The organism is Streptosporangium vulgare, from assembly GCF_042428775.1.
Lineage (GTDB): Bacteria > Actinomycetota > Actinomycetes > Streptosporangiales > Streptosporangiaceae > Streptosporangium > Streptosporangium vulgare.
Genome location: NZ_JBHMBS010000015.1, coordinates 113,941 through 131,177 on the forward strand (window position 1 = coordinate 113,941; position 17,237 = coordinate 131,177).

12 protein-coding genes are annotated in these 17,237 nt (G+C 72.3%); 6 read left to right on the forward strand and 6 right to left on the reverse strand.

Annotation, left to right across the window (positions count from 1 at the left end; all coding sequences use genetic code 11):
- Positions 1 to 41 precede the first annotated feature (41 nt).
- A complete protein-coding gene (locus ACFFRH_RS28070) occupies positions 42 to 2,141 on the forward strand; it encodes a M6 family metalloprotease domain-containing protein (RefSeq protein WP_386160768.1) in 2,100 nt (699 codons plus the stop codon).
- A gap of 412 nt (positions 2,142 to 2,553) precedes the next feature.
- Positions 2,554 to 5,034, forward strand: a complete 2,481-nt coding sequence (locus ACFFRH_RS28075) for a tetratricopeptide repeat protein (RefSeq protein WP_386160770.1) — start codon at positions 2,554 to 2,556, stop codon at positions 5,032 to 5,034.
- A gap of 99 nt (positions 5,035 to 5,133) precedes the next feature.
- On the opposite strand, the gene ACFFRH_RS28080 is transcribed toward ACFFRH_RS28075, so the two are convergent.
- Positions 5,134 to 6,006 carry a hypothetical protein gene (locus ACFFRH_RS28080; RefSeq protein ID WP_386160772.1) on the reverse strand — a complete coding sequence of 291 codons (873 nt, stop codon included), beginning with the start codon at positions 6,004 to 6,006 and terminating at the stop codon, positions 5,134 to 5,136.
- 161 nt (positions 6,007 to 6,167) lie between these two features.
- On the opposite strand from ACFFRH_RS28080, the gene ACFFRH_RS28085 reads away from it, so the two are divergent.
- Positions 6,168 to 6,965 carry a tyrosine-protein phosphatase gene (locus ACFFRH_RS28085; protein ID WP_386160774.1) on the forward strand — a complete coding sequence of 266 codons (798 nt, stop codon included), beginning with the start codon at positions 6,168 to 6,170 and terminating at the stop codon, positions 6,963 to 6,965.
- 140 nt (positions 6,966 to 7,105) lie between these two features.
- On the opposite strand, the gene ACFFRH_RS28090 is transcribed toward ACFFRH_RS28085, so the two are convergent.
- Complete coding sequence (locus tag ACFFRH_RS28090) at positions 7,106 to 8,170, reverse strand: Gfo/Idh/MocA family oxidoreductase (RefSeq protein WP_386160776.1); 1,065 nt, start codon at positions 8,168 to 8,170, stop codon at positions 7,106 to 7,108.
- Positions 8,171 to 8,221: 51 nt separating this feature from the next.
- Positions 8,222 to 9,130: a proteasome assembly chaperone family protein gene (locus ACFFRH_RS28095; protein ID WP_386160778.1), complete on the reverse strand. Its 909-nt coding sequence runs from the start codon at positions 9,128 to 9,130 to the stop codon at positions 8,222 to 8,224.
- Positions 9,131 to 9,232: 102 nt separating this feature from the next.
- On the opposite strand from ACFFRH_RS28095, the gene ACFFRH_RS28100 reads away from it, so the two are divergent.
- The gene (locus ACFFRH_RS28100; protein ID WP_386160780.1) at positions 9,233 to 9,625 is read left to right on the forward strand and encodes an ankyrin repeat domain-containing protein; all 393 of its coding nucleotides are present in this window, start codon (positions 9,233 to 9,235) and stop codon (positions 9,623 to 9,625) included.
- Between the two features lie 71 nt (positions 9,626 to 9,696).
- A complete protein-coding gene (locus tag ACFFRH_RS28105; protein ID WP_386160782.1) occupies positions 9,697 to 10,692 on the forward strand; it encodes a 4-epi-cubebol synthase in 996 nt (331 codons plus the stop codon).
- A gap of 1 nt (position 10,693) precedes the next feature.
- On the opposite strand, the gene ACFFRH_RS28110 is transcribed toward ACFFRH_RS28105, so the two are convergent.
- Entirely contained in the window at positions 10,694 to 12,808 is a 2,115-nt protein-coding gene (locus ACFFRH_RS28110) for an ATP-binding protein (RefSeq protein ID WP_386160784.1), read from the reverse strand.
- 366 nt (positions 12,809 to 13,174) lie between these two features.
- On the opposite strand from ACFFRH_RS28110, the gene ACFFRH_RS28115 reads away from it, so the two are divergent.
- Complete coding sequence (locus ACFFRH_RS28115; RefSeq protein ID WP_386160786.1) at positions 13,175 to 13,339, forward strand: hypothetical protein; 165 nt, start codon at positions 13,175 to 13,177, stop codon at positions 13,337 to 13,339.
- Positions 13,340 to 13,481: 142 nt separating this feature from the next.
- On the opposite strand, the gene ACFFRH_RS28120 is transcribed toward ACFFRH_RS28115, so the two are convergent.
- Together ACFFRH_RS28120 and ACFFRH_RS28125 are read right to left on the reverse strand one after the other, a co-directional pair.
- On the reverse strand, positions 13,482 to 14,480 hold the full coding sequence (locus ACFFRH_RS28120; RefSeq protein WP_386160788.1) for an ABC transporter permease: 999 nt from the start codon (positions 14,478 to 14,480) through the stop codon (positions 13,482 to 13,484).
- The gene (locus ACFFRH_RS28125) at positions 14,477 to 17,188 is read right to left on the reverse strand and encodes an alpha/beta fold hydrolase (RefSeq protein ID WP_386160790.1); all 2,712 of its coding nucleotides are present in this window, start codon (positions 17,186 to 17,188) and stop codon (positions 14,477 to 14,479) included. Before ACFFRH_RS28125 ends, ACFFRH_RS28120 begins: the two co-directional genes overlap by 4 nt.
- Positions 17,189 to 17,237: the final 49 nt, after the last annotated feature.

Genomic DNA, 17,237 nt, shown 5'->3' on the forward strand with positions numbered 1-17,237 from the left:
ATTGTTGATCTATCTGAAAACGGTCTATACCGTCTTTTAGCGTGATACGACCCCCCAGGTTGCTGAAAGTGCTGCTCGCCGCGATCGTGCTGATCCCCGTCGGTCTCACCTCCGTCCCCGCCTTCGCCGACCCCGCTCCCGAGCCCGAACACCCCTGGCGCCTGGACCACTGGCCCCGGACCCAGCCCTGGCAGCAGGACGCCCCCGAGGCCGGGGCCGCGCGCCGCGCCGAACCCGCGGGCCCGGCGGCGATCGACCCGCAGAACTGGAAGAACCCGGACCACATGACGTGGGCCGACTACCGCAAGCCCCCCGGCACCGACTGGGCCGACCCCGCGGTCAAGGGGTCCAAGCGGACCTTCCGCGGCGCGCTCGTCCTGGCCGACTACCCCAACCAGCCGTTCGTGGTCACCCAGCCCGAGGGGTCGACCGTCTTCAGGAACCCCAGCGCCGAGGCCCACGACATCCCCCGCGACCAGGTCGCCACGTTCTACCGGGACTTCCTCAACACCCCCAACGCGCTCAACCGGGGCCACACCATCCACGAGTACTGGATGGAGGACTCGGGAGGCCGCTACGGCGTGGAGCTGACCTCGTTCGGCCCGTACCGGATGCCGGGCAAGTCGCACGAGTACGCCATGGAGTTCCAGGGCGGCACGGCCTGCCCGGCCGGCGACACCTGCAACCGGAACATCAGGACCGACGCGCGGGCGGCGTGGGTCGGCGCCGTCGGCCAGGAGATCCCGGCCGGCTTCGACTTCGTCTTCTACCTGAGCGCGGGCCAGGACGAGTCGGCCACCTGGCAGGAGTTCGGCCCGATCAAGTTCCCGGCCAAGGAGGCGGTGACCGACGACTTCGGCCCGCCCGACCCGGCCCTGCCCAACTGGGCCAGGACCCGCTACGTGGAGTGGACCTCCTGGGCCTCGGCCTCGTCCATCTGGCCCAACGCCGGGGGCGGCTCCTCCACCCAGGCCGAGAGCTCGGGGCAGGGCGTCTACGCCCACGAGCTCAGCCACATCCTCGGCATCGGCGACAACTACAACAACCCGTTCGGGGTGCCGGCGCGCCGGGCGTACACCGGCATCTGGGAGATGCTCAGCCGGGGCAGCTTCAACGGTCCCGGCGGCCCGCACAGCCGCTGGCTCATCCCGCCCACCTCGGGCGGCTCGATGGGCGCCCAGCACATGCTCCGCAACAAGATCAAGCTGGAGATGGTGGACGAGGCCAACGTACTGCGCCTGTCCAGGGAGGCGCTGGCCGAGTCGGGGCTCGTCGTGGCCAAGGTGACGGCCCGGGTGGCCCAGCCGGGACCCACCGGCCTGTCGGGGGTGAACATCGCCTTCGGGAACGGCGACCGCAGCCCGGCCTGTGACACGAACACCGACCCGTTCTGCGACGGCGGCGGCTACGACAACTACACCGTCGAGGTCGTGGACAGGATGGGCGCCGACTCCTTCACCCCCGACTCCGGCGTGCTGCTGGCCAAGACCAAGAACGAGGACCGGGCGCCGTTCGAGTGGGTCGTCGACGCCAACCCGCAGGACATCGGCATGACCGACTACGTGCTGCCGGACGGCACCGCCGTGCCCATCACGGTCGGCGACTACCGCCAGCTGTCGGACGCGCTGTTCCACGCGGGCACCGGCTCGGGCTCGGAGTTCGAGTACGTGGACCAGGCCAACCGGCTCCACTTCTACGTCCTCGACCTCAAGCGCGACCGCAAGGGCATCCTGTCGTACACGGTGGCGATCCGCTCCCTGGACGGCGCCGGGCCGAACAGGCGCGGTGTGAAGGTGCTCCCGTCCGTCGGCGTCCCGTCAGGAAAGGACCTGACGTCCTGCCGCTTCCCGCTGTTCAACACCGGCAGGGCCGCCCAGGCACAGGGACAGCATCCCGAGGACGTGAGCGCCTACCTCAAGGGTGACGTCTACCGGCTGTCGGCGACCGTCGACGGCCGCGGCTGGACGGCCTCGCTGCCCAACGAGCTCGCGACCGCCGACTCCGGCAAGAGCACCGTGGTCTCCGTCAACGCCCGGCGTGGGACGGGAGGCGCCCACCTCGCCAAGGTGACCCTCACCGCCACCTCGGAGAGCGACCCGTCCAAGACCGCCAGGGCGACCTGCCTCGCGCTGGGCCGGTAACGCGGCGGAGAGCCGGACACGTCACCCGGGCGCCGTGGAAGGGCCCGGGTGACGCGAGGGGCACGCGCGGGCGGCCTCCGAGAAAGGGACGCCCGCGCGGAACGCCTCGGAGAACCCGGACGAACTGGGAAAACCTGAAAAGGGCGTCCGGGAGCGACGAGTTCACCCGCCGGTGGCCGGAAGGACACGCGGCCACCGGCATCGCGTCTGGTTGAATAAATCATGAGAGAACGCGCCGGCCGGGACGGGGACCGCGGCGTGCCGTGGTCTTCGCCGAGGGGTGTGGATGGCCGGGCCGTCGAACGTACCTGACCAGCATGGTCCGAAACCGCCGAGACCGTCGAAACCACCGAAACCGCCGCGACGCCGGATCCCGCTCGCCGCGCCCGCCGCGGCCGGCCTCACCGCGGCCGTGGCCAGCATCCTGGCGACCTCGCTGGACGTGTGGGAGCTGCCCACCGAGGCGAAGGTCGGCGTCACCGCCATCGCCGGTCTCCTCGTCGGCCTGCTCACCTGGGCGACGACGGCCGGCTCGCGGCCCGGGGAGCGCGACGCCGGTGCCGTCGGGACGCCGTGGCGCCCGCCCGACCAGTGGCCGCCGGTCTCCGCGCACTTCACCGGCCGCACCGAGTCGCTGGCCGAGCTGCGCGAGGTCTTCGCCGAGCGCCGCCGCGCCCGCGACCCCGCGGGGAGCGCCTCACCGCTGGTCGTCTCGGTGTACGGCAGGGGCGGGGTGGGCAAGTCCATGCTCATCGCCAGGTTCGGGCACGAGATCGCCGGACACTTCCCCGACGGACGCCTCTACGCCGACCTGCGCGGCGAGGTGGAGGCCCCGGTCGTCCCCGAGGAGGTGCTGATCGGCTTCCTGCGCGCGCTCGGCGTGCGGCTCACCACCGACCCGGGCGGCCTGGCCGAGCTGCGCACGCTCTGGCTGACCTGGACCAAGGGCAGGCGCATCCTGATCTGTCTGGACAACGCCCACGACGGCGACCAGGTCAGGGACCTGATCCCGGCCGAGGCCGGCTGCGCGGTCATGGTCACGTCGCGGCAGCCGCTGTTCCTGCTCAACACCTACGACAAGCGGCTGTCGGTGTTCAGCGAGGCGCAGGGCGTCGAGCTGCTGGCCCGGCTGGCCGGGGACGACAGGGTCGCCGCCGACCTGGAGGCGGCCCAGGAGATCGTACGGATGTGCGACCACCTGCCGCTCGCCATCAGCATCTGCGGCGGGCGCCTCGCCACCCGGGAGAACTGGACGCTGCGGCGCCTGGCCGACCGGCTGAAGGACGAGCGCCGACGCCTCGACCAGCTGGAGATCGGCCGCAGGCTCGACAAGAGCGTGCGCGCCTCCCTGCAGCTGAGCTACGACGACTGCACCGGGCTCCAGCGCCGCCTGCTGCGGCTGCTCAGCATGGTCAGCGCCCCCGACGTGCCCGCCTGGGTGGCCGGGGAGTTGCTCGCCACCTCCGAACCCGAGGGCGCCGACCAGCTGGAGGCGCTCATCGACGCCCAGCTCGCCGAGTGCTCGGGCATCGACCTGTCCGGGGTGATGCGCTACCGGCTGCACGACCTCGTCAAGATCTTCGCCCACGAGCTGGCGCTCTCCGACGACGACGAGAACCACCGCAGGGCGGCCGTCGAGCGGGTGCTGTCCGGCTACCGCCGCCGCGCGGAGGCCGCGGCCGTGGCCCGCTGGCCCCAGGACTGGGGACGCAGGGCGAGGCCCGCCGGCACCGAGCCCGCCCCGGTGACGGCGCGGGAGCAGACCTCGGCGGCCGACTGGCTCAACGCCGAGCGGCTCACCCTGGTCGCCGCGATCGGCCAGGCCAGGAGCATGGAGATGTGGGAGCTGGCCTGGGGGCTCGGCCGGGCCTTCTGCTCGCTCTGCCACTCCCTGCGGGCCTACTGGTCCGACTGGCGGGCGGTCGCCGAGATCCTGTGCGAGGCCGCGGACCACATGGGCGACCCGCGGGCGGTGGGCATCGCGCTGCTGGACCGGTCGGCGGTGTCGGGCGGGCAGGGCGGCCACCGCAGCGCCATGACGGACGCCGAGCGGGCGCTGGAGATCTTCACCGACCTCGGCGAGACCTGGTGGGCGGCGCGGGCGATGCGCGCGGTCGGCATGGCCCTGTTCAACGACGGCCACCTCGACCGGGGACAGGGCCACCTGATCGGCGCCATCACCGCGTTCAAGGGCGAGGACGACCGCTGGTGGGTGGCGAGGACCCAGCGCAACCTCGCCGAGCTCCGGCTCGCCCAGCGCAGGCCGGAGGAGGCGCGGGAGCTGCTGGAGGACGCCCTCGCGGTGTTCGAGCGCGACCGCAACCGCTACTCCGAGGCGCAGACGCTGCGCGCGTACGGCGAGGTGCTCGGCGCGACGGCGAGGGGGCTGCACGCCGCCGGCGACGTCCGCGCCGCGGGCGAGGACTTCGCGCGGGCCGGGTTCAGCCTGGACCGGGCTGCCGAGATGTTCCGGCTGCGCGGGGAGCTGTGGGAGGAGGCCAGGTGCCTGCGCGCGGCCGGGGAGGTCGGCAACCCGGCCAACGCGCTGCGCGAGCTCACCTACGTGCGCCGGGCCACCGAGATGCTCACCGCGCTCGGCGACTCGTGGGGCGTCGCCAGGTCCGAGCTGTCGGCGGGACGCGCCCACGGGCGGCTCGGCCGCACGCGCGAGGCGCAGGAGTCGCTCCTGCGGGCGGTGCGCGACTTCGAGGAGCTGGGCGACCGCTGGTGGATGGCGAGGAGCCTGCGCTACCTGGGAGAGGCCCACCTGGAGGCGGGGGACCGGCAGGCCTCGGTCTCCGTCCTGCGGCAGGCCCGGGGCATCTACCGCAGCCTCGGCAACCAGGCGGGGATGGACCGCACCCTGGAACTCCTGCGCCGCGCGGACGGCTGAGAGCGTACGGGCGGGAGCGGCCCGTCTTCCGGAACCCCCGCGCCGCGCGGACGGCCGGGAACGCACGCCGCACGCCGCGTGCCGGGGCGGGGCCGGGGGTCAGGACTCGGTGGCCGTCAGCAGGTGCCGGGCGGCGTCGCGCGCCTCGTCGATGCTCTCGTGGAACAGCTTCCTGACCTGCTGGGCCTGCTCGGTGAGGTGCTCCAGCCCGGGGAGGGTGAGCGCGTCCTCCGCGGTCTCGGCGACCAGCGCCTCGTACTGCGGGGTCCGCTCGGCGAGCACCTGGAGCTGCTGGTAGGCGCGGTAGACGCCGTCGGCCTTGCGGACCTGCCTGGCGTACTCCTCCAGCGCGCGGACCCGCCTGGTCAGCGAGAGCTCGGCGGTCTCCAGGGCCTTGACGTAGGGGGTGAAGGCCTCGGCCACCTCGGGCGGGGGCGCGCCCGGTACGAGCCTGGCGTGCTCGGCCCTCATCTCCGACAGCCGCACCAGCTTCCTCGCGATCCGCCAGGTCTGGTCGGGCAGGGTCACCGCGTTGTCGATCGTGTCGAGCAGCCGCGCCCGGTTGATCTCGGAGGCGAGGACCGTCTCCGTGGCGTCCTGCGTGCGGCGCAGCAGGTCACCGCAGTCGTCGTCGAGGTCCTCCGGCAGGATGAACCGGTCCCTGTGCTCCATGGCCACCCGGACGCGCCGCCGCTCCCGGCGGTTCTCGGGATCGTCGCTCAGGCCGCGCAGCGCGGAGAAGGAGATCAGGACGAGGGCGGCGATGAGGCCCCCGGTGGTGCTCAGGCTCGCCATGAGCAGCAGGAGGCCGGCGATCGCGACGAGCTTGACGGGGTCGGGCCGGCGGCGGCGGGGGATCTGCCCCAGCCGGGCCGCGCGCAGTGCCTGCGGGCTGGCGCGTAAGACCGAGGAGACCGGCTGGGGCAGGGCCGGATCGATCAGCAGGTGCGGGGGGCGTCTCCTCGGTTCCACGCGACCTCCTCGTGACGGGGTACGGGCGGGGTCCTTCCACTTTCCCTCACCGATGAAGGTAAGGCGCATTTACGGATGGCATATGGGGACATCGGTAATTACGGAAACCGGCACCGGGCGTTAACTGCCCGCGCGTAAAGCGACGTATAAACTCGAAAGTGATGAACGACTTAACGCGTTGGATCGATCTTGAAGGTGCCGCCAACGTCCGCGACCTCGGCGGGCTCGCCACGGTCGACGGCGGGACCACACGCTTCGGCCGGGTCTACCGGTCCGACAACCTGCAGGGACTGACCGGGCGGGACATCCGGCAACTCGTCGGCGACCTGAGGCTCCGCAACGTCGTCGACCTGCGCTCGGGTGCCGAGGTGCGCCTGGAGGGGCCGGGGCCGCTCACCGAGGTGCGGGAGGTGAGCATCCACCACCACACCCTGTTCGCCGAGGGCGGCGTGTACACCGACGTCGAGGCCGACACCATCGAGGGCGACAAGGTGCTGCCCTGGACCGAACGGGTCGAGGAGGATCTCGCCGAGCTCAAGGTGACCGGGTTCTACTACGGCTACCTCCGCGACCGTCCCGACTCGGTGCTGGCCGCGCTGCGCGCGGTGGCCCTCGACGACGGGGCCGCCATCGTCCACTGCGCGGCGGGCAAGGACCGCACCGGTGTCCTCTGCGCCCTCGCGCTGGAGGTCGCCGGCGCCACCCGCGAGGCGATCGTCGCCGACTACGTCGCCACGGCCGAGCGCATCGAGGGCATCCTGGCGCGGCTGCGCGCCAGCGACACCTACCGCGACGACCTCGACACCCGCCCGCCCGACGACCACCGCCCGAGAGCCGAGTACATCGAGCAGTTCCTGCGCGTCCTCGACGAGCGTTTCGGCGGCCCGATGGAGTGGCTCGCCTCGCACGGCTGGAGCACGGCCGACTCGCGGACCCTCCGCGCCCGCCTGCGCGACTAGCGGTTCCCGGGCGAGCCCGCCGCGCTCTCCGGGGTGGGCCCGTCCCGCGTTCTCCGGGGTGGGCCTGTCCGCGCGACCGGCGGTTTCCCGAGGCGGGTCCGGCCACGCGGGATGTCTCGTGACGAGCTCGCCCGCGCGGGCTAGCGACCGTCCAGGGCGACGACCCGGCGTTCGGCGGCCGAGCGCCGGGCGGCCTCCAGCACGGTGAGAGCCTCGACGACCTCCTCCGGGGCGACCGGTGGCGGGGTGCCCTCGCGGAGGCAGGCCAGCACCGCCCGGTAGAAGCCGGCGTAGGCGCCGGGCTCCGTGGGGACGGCGCGGACGTCGTCACCGGAACCCGCGCCGCCGTCCGCGCCGAGAGTCCCCCACCGCTCGGACGGCTCCTCGCCGAAACCGGGGGAGGCCGGGGTCAGACCGGCGCGCAGCTGCTCCTCCTGCACGTCCAGGCCGTACTTCAGGTAGCCCGCCCGCGAGCCGAGCACCCGGAAGCGGGGGCCCAGCCGGGGAGTGACCGCGCTGACCCACAGGTGCGAGCGGGCCCCGCCCGCGTGGGAGAGGGCGATGAAGGTGTCGTCGTCGGCGTTCACCCCGGAGCGGCGCACGTCCGACTCGGCGTAGACGTCGACGACCGGGCCGAGCAGCCGCAGGGCCTGGTCGACCAGGTGGCTGCCGAGGTCGTACAGCAGCCCGGCGACCTCCTCGGTCCCGCCCGTCTCGCGCCAGCCGCCCTTCGGTACCGGCCGCCAGCGCTCGAAACGCGACTCGAACCGGGTGACCTCGCCCAGCTCGCCCGCCGCGACCATCCGCCCGAGCGTGAGGAAGTCGCCGTCCCAGCGCCGGTTCTGGAACACGGTCAGCATCAGGCCCAGCTCGCGCGCCAGCTCCGCCAGGCCGCGCGCCTCCGCGGCGGTCGCGGCCAGCGGCTTGTCCACCACGACCGGCAGGCCCGCCTGCAGCGCGGCCTCCGTCAGCGGGACGTGCGTACGGTTGGGGGAGGCGATCACGACCAGGTCGACGGAGCCCCACAGCTCGGCGGCGTCACGGACCGCCCGCGCGCCGTACTTCCCCGACACCTCGGCGGCCCGGTCCGGATCGCCGGTGACCACCGCCGACAGCCTCAGGCCGGGCGTCGCGGAGATCAGCGGGGCGTGGAAGAACGCCCCCGCCACGCCGTACCCGACGAGGCCCACGCGCAGGTCGGTCATCGCGGGGCCGGGGCGTCGTACGGGTGCCCGGTCCCGTGCCCGGCGCGGAGGTCAGTCACCGCGCTGCTCGTCACGCTCGGCGAGGAACGCCTCGAACTGGGCGGCGAGCTCGTCGCCGGTCGGCATCTCCGAGGACTCGGCCATCAGGCTCTCGCGCTCGGAGCCCGCCGCGAACGCGTCGTACTGCTGCTCCAGGCCGGTGATCGCGGTGGACAGCTCCTGGGAGGCCTGGATCTGCTCGGCGATCTCGGCGTCGGTCTTCTCCGCGGCCTCGCGCAGGCCCTCCAGCGGGAACACCAGCCCGGTGCTCCTGGTCACCGCCTCCAGCGCGGTCACCGCGGCCGACGGGTATTCGGCCTGGGCCAGGTAGTGCGGGACGTGCACGGCGTAGCCGAGGGCGTCGTGCCCCTTGGCGCCGAGCCGGAACTCGATCAGCGAGGCCACGCTGCCGGGCACCTGGACCTTGCCGAAGGCGCTGGTCTGGCCGGTGACCAGCTCGGGACGGCTGGCGTGGCCGGTGACGCCCAGCGGTCGGGTGTGCGGGACGGCCATCGGGATGCCGTGGGTCGTCACCAGCCTGCCGACGTTCAGCCGGGTGACCAGCGTGCCGACGGCGGCGGTGAACAGCTCCCACTCCCGGTCGGGTTCGGGGCCGCTGAGCAGCAGGAACGGGGTGCCGGTGGTGTCGTGGACGAGGCGCAGCGAGAGCTCGGGGCTCTCCAGGTCCACCCAGTGGTCGGTGTCGAAGGTCATGGTGGGCCGCCGGGAGCGGTAGTCCAGCAGACGGTCGACGTCAAAGGTCGCCACGACCCGGTGCTCCAGCTCGTCGAGCAGGTGGGCGATGGCGAGCCGTCCGGCACCGCCCGCGTCCACGAACCCGTCGAAGTGGTAGAGCAGCACCGGATCGGTCAGCTCAGGGACGTCTCCGCTGAGCCGGTAGAGATCCGTCGGGTCGAACACCGTTTTCCAGCCTTTCGTCGGTCGTCTCTTCAGCTCAACCCGTGGGGGGTCCGCTGAATTCCGTCTGCCCTCGGCGATCACACGGCACCCTACCGGGGCACAATGGGCCACATGCAGTCTGACCCTGAGCTCGAGGAGTTCGCGACCCGTCTGTTCGACCTGGCGAGGACCGGCGAGACGGAGCGGCTCCGAGCCTACGTCGGAGCGGGGGTTCCGGTCGATCTCACGAACGGCAGGGGCGACACCCTGCTGATGCTCGCCGCCTACCACGGCCACGCCGACACGGTCCGGGCGCTGGCCGAGCTCGGCGCCGACCCCGGCAGGGCCAACGACCGGGGGCAGACGCCGCTGGCGGGCGCGGTGTTCAAGAAGGAACCCGCTGTGATCAGGGCACTTCTGGAGGCCGGGGCCGATCCGCACGCCGGGGCCCCCTCCGCGGCGGACACGGCCCGCATGTTCGGTCAGGACGAATACCTGAAATGGTTCGAGAAGTAAGTCAGAAACCGCGATATCCAGGTGTTTCCTGACGTATAGGAAAACGGGCGTCCTTCGGCCATCCTTGGGGAGTGGGAACTACTACCAAGCGTAGGTCAGACCTATCTCTCCGCATCCCCCCGTTACCCTGTCCCTTCCCCAGCGAGGTCAACCCCCATGTCGAGCGGGTCAACGCCGAGACCCTCGACTGGCTCGTGGACACGGGCATCCTGGAGGACCACGAGACCGTCGAGCGCTACCGCCAGGCCAAGTACGGCTGGCTGGGAGCCCGCACGTACCCCTATGCCGAACACCACACGCTCCGCCTGGCGACCGACTGGTGCGTGTGGCTGTTCGCCTTCGACGACGCCTTCTGCGAGTCGGGCCGCGGCGCCGGTGAGATGACCCGCGCCCTGCCCAGGCTCTTCACCGTCCTCGACGACCTGGAGGCCGGGCAGGAGGTCGACGACGTCTTCGCCAGGACGCTCCTGGAGATCAAGACCAGGATCTCCACGTACGGCGACGACGACCAGCTCGACCGCTGGCGCACCGTCACGAAGGACTACCTCTTCGCCCAGGTGTGGGAGGCCGCCAACCGCGAGGCCGACGTCGTGCCGAAGGTGGAGGACTACATCTTCATGCGGCGCCGCACCGGCGCCATGCTCACCGTCTTCGCCCTCATCGACGTCGCCAGCGGACACAGCCTCACCCCCGAGGAGTGGCGCCACCCCGACGTCAAGGCGATCACCGAGAGCGCCAACGACGTCGTCGTCTGGGACAACGACCTCATCTCGTACGCCAAGGAGAGCGACAGCGCCAACTCCCGCAACAACCTGGTGAACGTGCTCGCCAGGCACCGGGGCTACTCACGGCAGCAGGCCATGGAGACGATCGGCGCCATGCGCAACCGGGCCATCGCCGACATGGTCGCGCTGCGCCCCTCACTGGAGGCGCTCGGCTCGGAGGCGGTGCTCGCCTACGTGCGCGGCCTGGAGTTCTGGATCAGCGGCAGCGTCGACTACTCGCTGACCAGCTCCCGCTACACGGGTGCCTGGCAGCAGGAGGCGCGGAAGCCGCCCGCGGGATGACTCACTCCTGGACGACCTGACCGTCCTCGTGGTCTCCGAGCGCGAGGACGATCAGCTCCTCAAGGTTCAGCTTCCTGCCCTGGGCGAAGGCCTTCTCGTGAGCCTCCTCGCCGAGGACGCGTTTGCACTCCTTGACGCAGCGGTCGTGCTCGGAGTTGAAGAACGGGGAGCCCGGCTGCGGCATCCCGAAGGTCCGCCAGTTGGCCTGGCCGCCGCCCATCAGCCGGGCGGCGAGCGTCGCCTGGCCGTCCTCCAGCGCCTGCTTGGCCACCACCTCGATCGCGAGGCCGATCCCGAGCACGTCGTGGAAGTAGCGCTTGAGCCGGAGCGCCTCGCGGGCGTTCGACATGGCCTCGGGGGAGCGGCCCATCGCCTGGTACACGCTGGCGAGCGCGTAGATGGCGTACGAGCGCAGCCAAAGCTCGCCGCGCTGGGTGCAGACCGCGATGCAGTCGCGCAGCAGCACCTCGGCCTCGGCCGGTTCGTTCTGGATGAGCAGCACCATGGACAGCTCGACGATCGAGGGCAGCAGGCCCGGGTTGAGCTCGCGGCCGCTCTTGTGGAACTCGATCGCCACACCCAGCAGCGCGCTCGCCTTCTGCAGGTCGTTCTGCAGGAACGCGGCCGTGCCGAGCATCTTGGTGGCGAGGATGACCGCGCCCGAGTCGCCGACCCTGACCGCGTCGGAGCTGCACTGCTCCGCGGCCTCGATGGCGCCGGTGATGTTTCCCTGCGCGCTGTTGATGTAGGACAGCACCCACAATGCCTTGCACCGGTCTGGGCTCGGCTGGCGCGCCAGCTCCAGCGTCTTCTCCAGGTAGAGCCTGCCCTCGCGGGCCAGCCCGCAGGCCACCCACATGAACCACAGCGAGGAGAGCAGCTTCAGCCCCGCCTGCACCTCGCCGGGGGTGCGCAGGCAGTGGTCGAGCGCGACGCGGATGTTGTCGTGCTCGTGGCGCATCCTGACGTACCAGTAGACCTGGCGGGCGCCCGACCAGGCGTCCTCGCTCCGCTTGGCCAGCTGCAGGTAGTAGTCGCGGTGCTTCCGCCTGATCTCCGTGGTCTCGCCGAGCTTGTCCAGCCACTCCTCGCCGTACTGCCGCAGGGTGTCGATCAGCCGGTAGCGGTGCCCCGAGGGCGTGCCGTCGCTCAGCAGGATCGACTTCTCCACCAGGCTGGAGATGAGCTCCATGATGTCCTCGGACGGGAGGCTGTCGCCCGAGCAGACGAAGCGGGCGGCGTCGAGCTCGAAGTCTCCGGCGAAGACCGACAGCCGCGCCCACAGCAGCCGCTCGGCCGGCTCGCACAGCTCGTGGCTCCAGCCGATCGCGGCCCGCAGCGTCTGGTGCCTGGGCAGCGCCGTGCGGCTGGCTCCCGCGAGCAGGCTGAACCGGTCGGCCAGCAGGCCGAGGATCTGCTCCACCGACAGGGCGCGCATCCGGACCGCGGCCAGCTCGATGGCGAGCGGGATGCCGTCGAGGCGGCGGCAGAGCTCGGCCACCGGGCCGATGTTGTGCTCGTCCAGCATGAAGTTGGGCACCACCGCGCTCGCCCGCGCGAGGAAGAGCTGCACCGCCTCGTTGCTGAAGACGTCCTCGCCCGGGGAGTCGCCGGGAACGGCCAGCGGCGGGATGGTGACCGTGTGCTCGCCCCTGGCGTTCAGCGACTGGCGGCTGGTCGCCAGGATGGTCAGCCCCCGGGCGTTGCTCAGCAGGTCCTCGAAGAGGGCGCCGCACGCGTCGACCAGGTGCTCGCAGGTGTCGATGATCAGGAGGATCTCGCGGTCGCCCAGCCACTCGACCAGCGTCTCGTCCGCCGAGCGGGCGGACTGGTCGGCGATCCCGAGGGCCGAGGTGATCGTGTGACGGACCATCCCCGAGTCCTGGAGGCGGGCCAGGTCGGCGAACCAGACGCCGTCCTTGAAGTCGGCCCGCATCTGGTGCGCGATCCGCAGGGCGGTGCGGGACTTGCCGACGCCCCCGATGCCGGTCACCGTGACCAGGCGATGCTCGCCCAGCCGCTGCCGGAGTGTGGTGAGCAACCTGGTGCGCCCCACGAAGCTGGTCAGCTCGTTGGGCAGATTGCCGTCTCGCCGCCATCCTGCTGGCGTTGTCATGGCGCCTCACGGGGGGATAGCCGGAACCTGCCACCGCATCGTACCGTCTGGGTCCCCGCCTGTCCCCGGCGTCACGGGGAGCGGGGAACGGCCGCCCACGGGGGAACGGGCCTTTCCCCCGAGGAGCGGGAGGAGGTTCCGGCCGGCCTTCGTTCGAAGGAGGCGGGAAGGGTTTTCTCACCGAGCCGTCGCCGAGCCGTCCCTAGGCCGGTCTCCGAGTCGGTCCCCGGGCCGGTCCCCGGGCCGTCCCGGCCGGTTCCCCGGCCGGGGAGGACCTTCGCCCGGGAGGCTTCGTCCGACAGGCCGGGGGAGGCCTTTATCCGGGATGGGGAGGCGCGGGCCGCGAGGGTGGCTAGCATGGGGCTCGTGACAGTGCGCGAACCCGATGACCTGCGTCCCGTCGACCTCGCCGACGACGGGCTGCCGATCCTGCCCGACCAGACCGCCGACGACACCGATCTCGGCTGGAGCGAGTGGCGCGAGGCCGACGACGACGCCCGCCTGATCGAGGACCGCCCTCCCCACTGGTGATGACCCCGCGGTCGGGGCCCGCCTCGGGTCCCGCCGTTGGAACACCCCGAAGCGGGAACCCGCTCCAAGCCGCCCGCTCCGGCGGCGTGACAGGGGAGAGTCCCCGCCCTTCCGGGCGGGGAGGACGGCAACGGGAGCCTCGCTAGGAGACCACGTCCTTGACGCGGAAGCGGCGGAAGGCGAACGCGATCAGGATCGCCGAGTAGGTGACGGAGACGGCCACCCCCTTGAGCATGCCGTCGTACTCCGGTTGCGGGGCCAGGGCGTCCAGCCACGCGGTGTTCCAGAACGTCGGCAGAAACTCCCTGAGCCGGCCGAGCGCCTCGACCGCCTGCAGGATGTTGCTGACGATCACCAGGCCGACCGCCCCGCCGACCGCTCCCAGCGGGGAGTCGGTGCTGACGGAGAGCAGGAAGGCGAGGGCCGCGACCACGAACTGGCTGACCAGGGCGTAGCCGATCACCACCCCGAACCGGGGCAGCACGTCCAGGGCGGCGATCGTCTCGCCGGTCCCCGGCACCCGGACGTCGTTCCACCCGAAGGCGAGGGTCCCGGCGAGCAGGGCCATCACCGGCAGGCAGATCACCGCCGCCGCCGAGTAGCCCATCGCGACGACCAGCTTCTGGCGCAGCAGGCGGTCGCGCGGGATCGGGGCGGCCAGCAGATAGCGCAGCGACGACCAGCTGGCCTCGCTGGCCACGGTGTCGCCGCAGAACAGCGCCACCGCGACGACCAGCAGGAAGCTCGCCGACACCGACAGGGCGAACGCCGCGAAGTTCAGCCCGCCCTCGGTGGCCAGGTCGGAGATGCGCAGCGTGGTGGTGGGCTGCCCGGACCCGGCGCCGACCTTGAAGGCGATCACCAGGATCCACGGCAGCGCGAGCAGCAGGCCGAACATCACCAGCGTGCGGCGCCGCTTGAACTGCCGGACGATCTCCACTGCGAGCGGCAGCGTGCGCCCCGGCGCGTATCCGCGCGCCGAACCGTTCTCCGCGGCCCCGCTCTCCAGGACTCCGCTTTCCGGGACTTTGCTCTCCGGGGCTCCGTTCTTCGCGGCCCCGTTCTCCGGGCCCCGGTTCCGTACGGGGCCGTCGCCCGTCGCGCCGGTCATGGTGCCACGGGCACCGTCGCTGTCGCTCACGCCTTCTCTCCGATCAGGTCCAGGAAGACGTCTTCCAGGCGGGTGCCGGAGCCGTTCACCGGGGTGCGGCTGCTCAGCAGCTCGGCCACGGTCCCGGCCGTGACGAGGCGCCCGCGATGCATGACCACCACGTGACTGCAGGTCTGTTCCACCTCGGCGAGCAGGTGGCTGGAGACGATGACCGTACGGCCCCCCCTGGCGTAGCGGATCAGGACCTCGCGCATCTCGCGGATCTGGGGCGGGTCGAGACCGTTGGTGGGTTCGTCCAGGACGAGCAGGTCGGGCAGGCCGAGCATGGCCTGCGCGATGGCCAGGCGCTGGCGCATGCCCTGCGAGTAGGTGCGGACGGCGCGGTCCAGGGCCTTGCCGAGGTCGGCGATCTCCAGGGCCTCGGCGAACCGGGCGTCCTCGGCGGGCCGTCCGGTCGCCTTCCAGTACAGCTCCAGGTTGTCGCGGCCGTTGAGGTGCGGCAGGAAACCCGGGCCCTCGACGAACGAGCCGAGCCTGGACAGCACCGGCGCGCCGGGCACCACCCGGTGCCCGAAGATCCGTACCTCGCCGCCGTCGGGTTTGATCAGGCCCATCAGCATGCGCAGGGTGGTGGTCTTGCCCGCCCCGTTGGGGCCGAGCAGGCCGAGCACCTGGCCGTGCTCCACGGTGAACGACAGGTCGTCCACCGCGAGCTCGCCGTTCCGGTACGCCTTGGTCAGGCCCTGGATCCGCAGCGGCACGGCGTCCAGCTCGGGGACGTGCTCGTCGGCGGCGCGGCGGCGTCCGGCGAGCAGCAGGGCCGTCGCGACGGCGAGGGAGAGCAGCGGCAGCGCCCAGATCCACCAGGCGGGGCCGGTCGAGGGGGTGCGCAGGGTGGCGTAGGTGGGGACGCTCACGGCCGGTGCGGCCAGGGCGACCCTGTAGACGGCCGGGGACGCGGGGGTGCTGTAGCCCAGGTCGGTGGTGGTGAACGCGACGCGCAGCCGGTGCCCGACCTCGAACCGGTGGTCGATGGCCGGCAGGGTCACGGTGGCCTCGCCGGAGCCGCCCTCGGGGATCGTGATCCTGACCGGGGCGACGAGCCCCTCGGGCAGGATCGGTGCCTGCGTCGCGCCCGCGATGTCGTAGAGCTTGGCGAACAGCGTCACCTCGCCCGTCGCCGCTCCCGTCTTCCCGCCGTCCGAACCGGTGCCCTCAGAGTCACCCGATGCTGTGTCACCGGATGCGGTGTCACCCGCTGCGGAGGACCCGGACGGCTCGGGCGTCACCCGGACCCGTACGGTCGAGCTGCCGGTGACCTGGAGCGGGGCGGCCAGCGGGGCGGAGTCGAAGGTGGCGCTCTGGCCCGCCATGTCGATCGAGAGGTTCGCGGTGGCGGCTCCGCCGAGACCGCCGAAGCCGGGGACCGCGGAGATCGAGGAGGGGGACCCGCCGGGCGGGTTGGCCACCCGCTGGTCGGCCCCGCCGAGCGGTACGGAGGTCTGGCCGGTGCCGGACAGCCCCGGATAGCCGCTCGCGACGGCGTGCAGCTGGACCGGGCGCCGGGTGCCGGGGTCGCGTCCGCCGTCGCGGGTGACGGTGAAGGCGCCGCCTCCCTGCCCGGCCCCTCCGTCCTCCTTCAGGTGGCGGTCGAACCAGCCGAGCGTCCTGTCGTGCAGCCAGTCGACCTCGCCGTCGCCGCCGTCGTGGCCGCCGTCGAACCAGGCGACCTCCACCGGGGCGCCGGTGGCGGCGATCGCCTTCGCGTTGGCGTCCGCCTGGCCCAGGGTGAACAGCGAGTCGCGCTGTCCCTGGAGCAGCAGGGTCGGCACCTTGATCCTGCCGGGCACCGAGATCGGGCTGGACCTGCGCAGCGTCTTCACCGCGTCCGCGGTCGCCCGGCCGCTCTCCGCCACCTTCTGGTACATGTCACAGATCTCCGGCAGGAACCGGCCGCACCGGACCTCCTCCGCGGTGAGCGGCCGGGGCTGGGCGGGCGGCGGTCCCGCCCCGTCAGCCCCGTCCTCCCCGTCCTCCTCACGGTCCGCGCCGCTCCCGCCGAGGGAGGCGAGACCGGCCGCGCCCGGCGTGGGACCGCCGCGGCTGAAGAACAGCCCGGCCCACATGCGCTTGAACACCCCGCTCTCCGGGCCCTGCCCGGTGGCGTTCGGGAACAGCGCGTCGGCCAGGTCGTACCAGGTGATCTGCGGGACGATCGCGTCGATCCTGGGGTCGTGGGCGGCGGCCATCAGCGCGATGGCGCCGCCGTAGGAGCCGCCCGCGACGCCCACCCGGGGGTCGCCCGCCGCGTCGAGCCGGACCTCGGGCCGCCTGGCGACCCAGTCGACCAGCTGGCGCACGTCCTTGACCTCGTAGTCGGGGGAGTTCAGCGCGATCTGCCCCGAGGAGCGGCCGAAGCCGCGCGCGGACCAGGTCAGCACGGCGTAGCCGTCCCGCGCCAGCCGTACGGCGGCGTCCCTCACGCTCTGCTTGCTGCCGCCGAAGCCGTGCGCGAGCAGCACGGCCGGAGCCCTGCCGCCCCCGGCCGGGGGGAAGAAGCTCGTGTCCAGCGTGACCCGCTGGTCGTCACCCGGCCCGTCGACCACCGTGATCATCTGGTTCTGGGCCCGTACGTCCGCCTCGGACGGCCACACCAGCCAGGCCGCGACGCCGACGACCAGCACGACGGCCGTGGCGATCCCGGGCACCCGGACGGTCCGTTTTCCCCCACGTTGCATGACGAGAGCCTACTGATCGGAGCTGAGAGCCTCCTGAGACCGTTCTCAG

Coding starts and splice junctions, on each gene's coding strand:
- ACFFRH_RS28110 (WP_386160784.1), bottom strand. CDS start 12,808: ATGACAACGCCAGCAGGATGGCGGCGAGACGGCAATCTGCCCAACGAG.
- ACFFRH_RS28085 (WP_386160774.1), top strand. CDS start 6,168: ATGAACGACTTAACGCGTTGGATCGATCTTGAAGGTGCCGCCAACGTC.
- ACFFRH_RS28090 (WP_386160776.1), bottom strand. CDS start 8,170: ATGACCGACCTGCGCGTGGGCCTCGTCGGGTACGGCGTGGCGGGGGCG.
- ACFFRH_RS28125 (WP_386160790.1), bottom strand. CDS start 17,188: ATGCAACGTGGGGGAAAACGGACCGTCCGGGTGCCCGGGATCGCCACG.
- ACFFRH_RS28100 (WP_386160780.1), top strand. CDS start 9,233: ATGGGCCACATGCAGTCTGACCCTGAGCTCGAGGAGTTCGCGACCCGT.